Here is a 3,405-nt window from a genome sequence, read left to right as displayed (position 1 = left end):
TTCACTTTATCACACCACGTCCCTTTTAATGCTACTTATTCTCATTAAGCATCTTAATTTTTGAATTGGCTTTAGTTATTATGTACTACTTTAAGGGCTTTTTTGATCTGTGACAGTTTGGGGTGCGGAATGTGGGTTAAAGGTATTCAAAAATCCGAAATTACTGATTGTGACACTGGGGGGTGCGGAATGTGGGTTGGAAGACCCTTAGAGGGTGTATAAAAGGCGCTGCTGATTTTCTGTTTTCACATTTACAGACTCAGCAACGCCAATTTTTTGGATATTCAACACCCAATACTTAATACTTATACGGCTTCCGTATTTTTTTCTCCTGTCCGAATGCGGACAATTTGTTCAACAGAGGAGATGAAAATTTTACCATCACCGATTTCACCAGTCCGGGCTGCGGAGATAATCTTATCTACAACCATATCAACTTGGGCATCTTCAACAACGATTTCCACTTTCAGTTTTTGGAGAAACTCTACCGTGTATTCCGAACCCCGATAGCGTTCGGTTTGCCCTTTTTGCCGTCCAAAACCCCGAACTTCAGAAACTGTCATCCCAACAATACCCGCATTAACTAGGGCAATTTTCACTTCATCTAGTTTAAATGGACGGATAATGGCTTCTACTTTTTTCATTTTTTTGATTCCTGACTTCTAATAACGTCGTTTATATATCTAAGCAGATTCGTTGTCTCAGGCTGTAAATATAGTCATAGTTATTTAATTTTAGCCTGATGTATGGGATTACAAGGTTTTTTGATCATTGTCCACAATTATGGACTATTTTCTTGCAAAAGCGCTCTCCAATCAGCGATCGCCTGTTCTGTCCACAGCCAATTTTGTGATAACCTCTCAATGGTAAAGTCTGCGGGCGCATTTTGAATCACCATTTGCCGAAGTTTAATCGCTTCCCGTAAATATTGCTGGCGTTTATCAGCGGGTTGACTGTTAGCAGATTTATATAAACCCAAAGCCAATCCAGCATAAGCCGTCAAAGCCTCCGGTTCTCCAGCTATTTGGGGATATTTCATTGGATCAGAACTTTTATTCCGTTGTGGCTTTAATGCCAAACTCAGAGATTTGAACCAAGCATCATTAGCATAATTGAGATTATTCTCCGCATAATAGGCACATCCTAAAGAATTATTATACAAAAGAGAATCTGGCTGCTTTTCTACAGCCCTAGCCCAATAACGACGAGCATCATCAATACTATATTTATTATTTTTAGTTTGGACTGACTGCCAAGCTAAACGCCCCCGGAAAAAATTCACAGCTGGATTTTCAGCATCCTGAGTAGGAATCAAATTTAAAGCTGTTTCCGCAGCCGTCAAAGCACCACGATTCAGTAATTCATTAATAGCATCTAACCCAGCCGTTAAATTACCTTGACTCAACTGAGCCGTCGCCGTTGCCGTGACAATTCCCGTAGCTGAATTAGCTAAATTAATCCGTGGATACTGATTACTTGTGAGATTTTGTCCAGGAATCGGCGGCACATCAGCAGACTTCCGCACTTGTCGTTGATGCCACCACCAACCAATACCAACAATGACAGTAATTGCACTTGCTCCCACCAAACCATACACTAACAATGGTGATTTTGTTCGGTGAAAACGATTACCCTTTGGAGGGACAGGTGACGGTGATAACTGAGGATTTACCTCACGCTTCTCAAGATTCAAGGGAGTTGGGGTAATCTGAGTGGGGACATTTTCCCAATCTAAATTTTGTTTCGGTTGGGCAACCTGCATTTCCGACAAGTAATGATGATTCTCCGCGATTAATTCCGTCTTCATACTTGGTTCTTCTGTTTTAGCAACCGGATTGCCAAGCTGACGAAACAAATCAGAAACTATTGCCAAATCCTCATTATAAGTGGGATCATCATACTCAATTTCATCGCCCAGATCACCCCAAGTATTCTCCCCTAGCCAGTCTACCTCCGTCGTCTCCTCTCCAAAATTAGGATTGAGAATATCATCAATAGCTAAAGGAATTTCTGGGTTAGTTCCCATATCAGCATAATTATAACTATTTGTCTGCTTGATGGGCTGATATTGGTTCAGTAACTCCGATAGCCCCCGTGGCGTAGCCATAACTTCTGGTGTCAAACAGCCATCAAATTCTCGCTGGAGATACAAAATTGGTAAAGCCCAGTACATCTGCTGAGAACCATAGGCAGAAATTAAGCCTTGACGAACCCGACTTACACATAAATCTACAGCATAGCCCTGACTCAAATTGCGGTAAAACAATTGTGTCAGCGTCAGTGCTACCTCATCAGGTATGCGTTCTGACATCGCCAAAATACTTCTAATTCCCCGTTTTACCAAGCTTTCAGTTAAATTCCGTTCTGCTGAGTCTGACTCCGTCTCTGACCTAGCCCGATATGCCCCCAAACAGGAGTTAAACACTGCCATTTGAATATTATTATTAACCAGTAGCCCAGCTAAATCATCTCCGCTGAGAGTTTCTGTTAAGCCAGTTTTTTTACTCACTAAATAAATTTGCCCACCATTGCTCCCCAAGTTGCTATGACCAGAATAGTGGAGAATATGGTAATGTCCCTGTTCTAAAGCTTGGGTGAGTTCTTCCCTCCCCGGCCCGTCAAGAACGGTCAATTCAATTTCTGGAAGATGATGATTACCATCAGCCACTCTTAATGCTGGGCGGTGCAATTCTGCCTTGAGATTAATAGCTTCTTGTTTGAGCAAATCTAGCCGCGCTAAATCGGTAGGTGAAGAAATCACCATTAGCACTCTTATCCCCCGTACTTCCGGCGACGTGGGCAGATTATGAGTCAGTAACCGTGAGCCTGGGGCGATGCCACTTTGGTAACGGGCAAAGGTGATATAAGGACCCGTAGCCAATGGGCGATCGCCTGCGTGCATCACTTCCCACGGTAACCGCGCCAATCTCGTATCCTTCAATCCCAATCTTAGCCGCAGCACCTGTTGGTGATTTTGGGCTATACCTTGGGCAGTAATCCAACTATCCCTGAGTGTTCCTTGAAATAGCGCATTATATAACTCCTGACCCAAGGACACCAAGTTAACAGAGTTTCTGGCTACCATACTCCCCTGCAACATTAACTGCAAAGGATCATCCATCAAATCGCCTGCGGCCGCCAACCACTCAGCCACAGGCCAATGCACCAGTTCTTCTGCTACCGGTACCCCAGGTGCAACTTCTTCCGTTCGCACCAGATAGTCATTTTGCCCCACCTGCGTTGCGGAAATGTGAAATTCCTGGGTCACACCTGAGTTCGATGTAAATAAAAAGTCTAAAAGTACGTAACAGTAACAGTTCTGTCAATAAGTATTGGTTATTGAGAATTAAAGCCCACACCAAAAATTTCTCAAAAAATTAATTTTTTGAAATGTATTTACTATTA

The 3,405-nt window shown here is 42.8% G+C and carries 2 protein-coding genes; both read right to left on the bottom strand.

Going from position 1 to position 3,405, the window contains the following annotated elements:
• Positions 1-305: 305 nt before the first annotated feature.
• Complete coding sequence (locus tag PN450_RS17100; protein WP_015079584.1) at positions 306-644, bottom strand: P-II family nitrogen regulator; 339 nt, start codon at positions 642-644, stop codon at positions 306-308.
• Positions 645-781: 137 nt separating this feature from the next.
• The gene (hetF, locus tag PN450_RS17095) at positions 782-3,268 is read right to left on the bottom strand and encodes a cell division protein HetF (protein ID WP_148761756.1); all 2,487 of its coding nucleotides are present in this window, start codon (positions 3,266-3,268) and stop codon (positions 782-784) included.
• Positions 3,269-3,405 lie beyond the last annotated feature (137 nt).

Source organism: Dolichospermum lemmermannii CS-548, from assembly GCF_028330815.1.
In the GTDB taxonomy this organism is placed as follows: domain Bacteria; phylum Cyanobacteriota; class Cyanobacteriia; order Cyanobacteriales; family Nostocaceae; genus Dolichospermum; species Dolichospermum lemmermannii.
Note: the sequence above shows the minus strand (reverse complement) of the source record. Positions and strands in the feature narration are given on the sequence as shown.

Excerpts from the sequence above, each read along its gene's own strand:
- PN450_RS17100 (WP_015079584.1), bottom strand. The coding sequence starts at position 644 with ATGAAAAAAGTAGAAGCCATTATCCGTCCATTTAAACTAGATGAAGTG.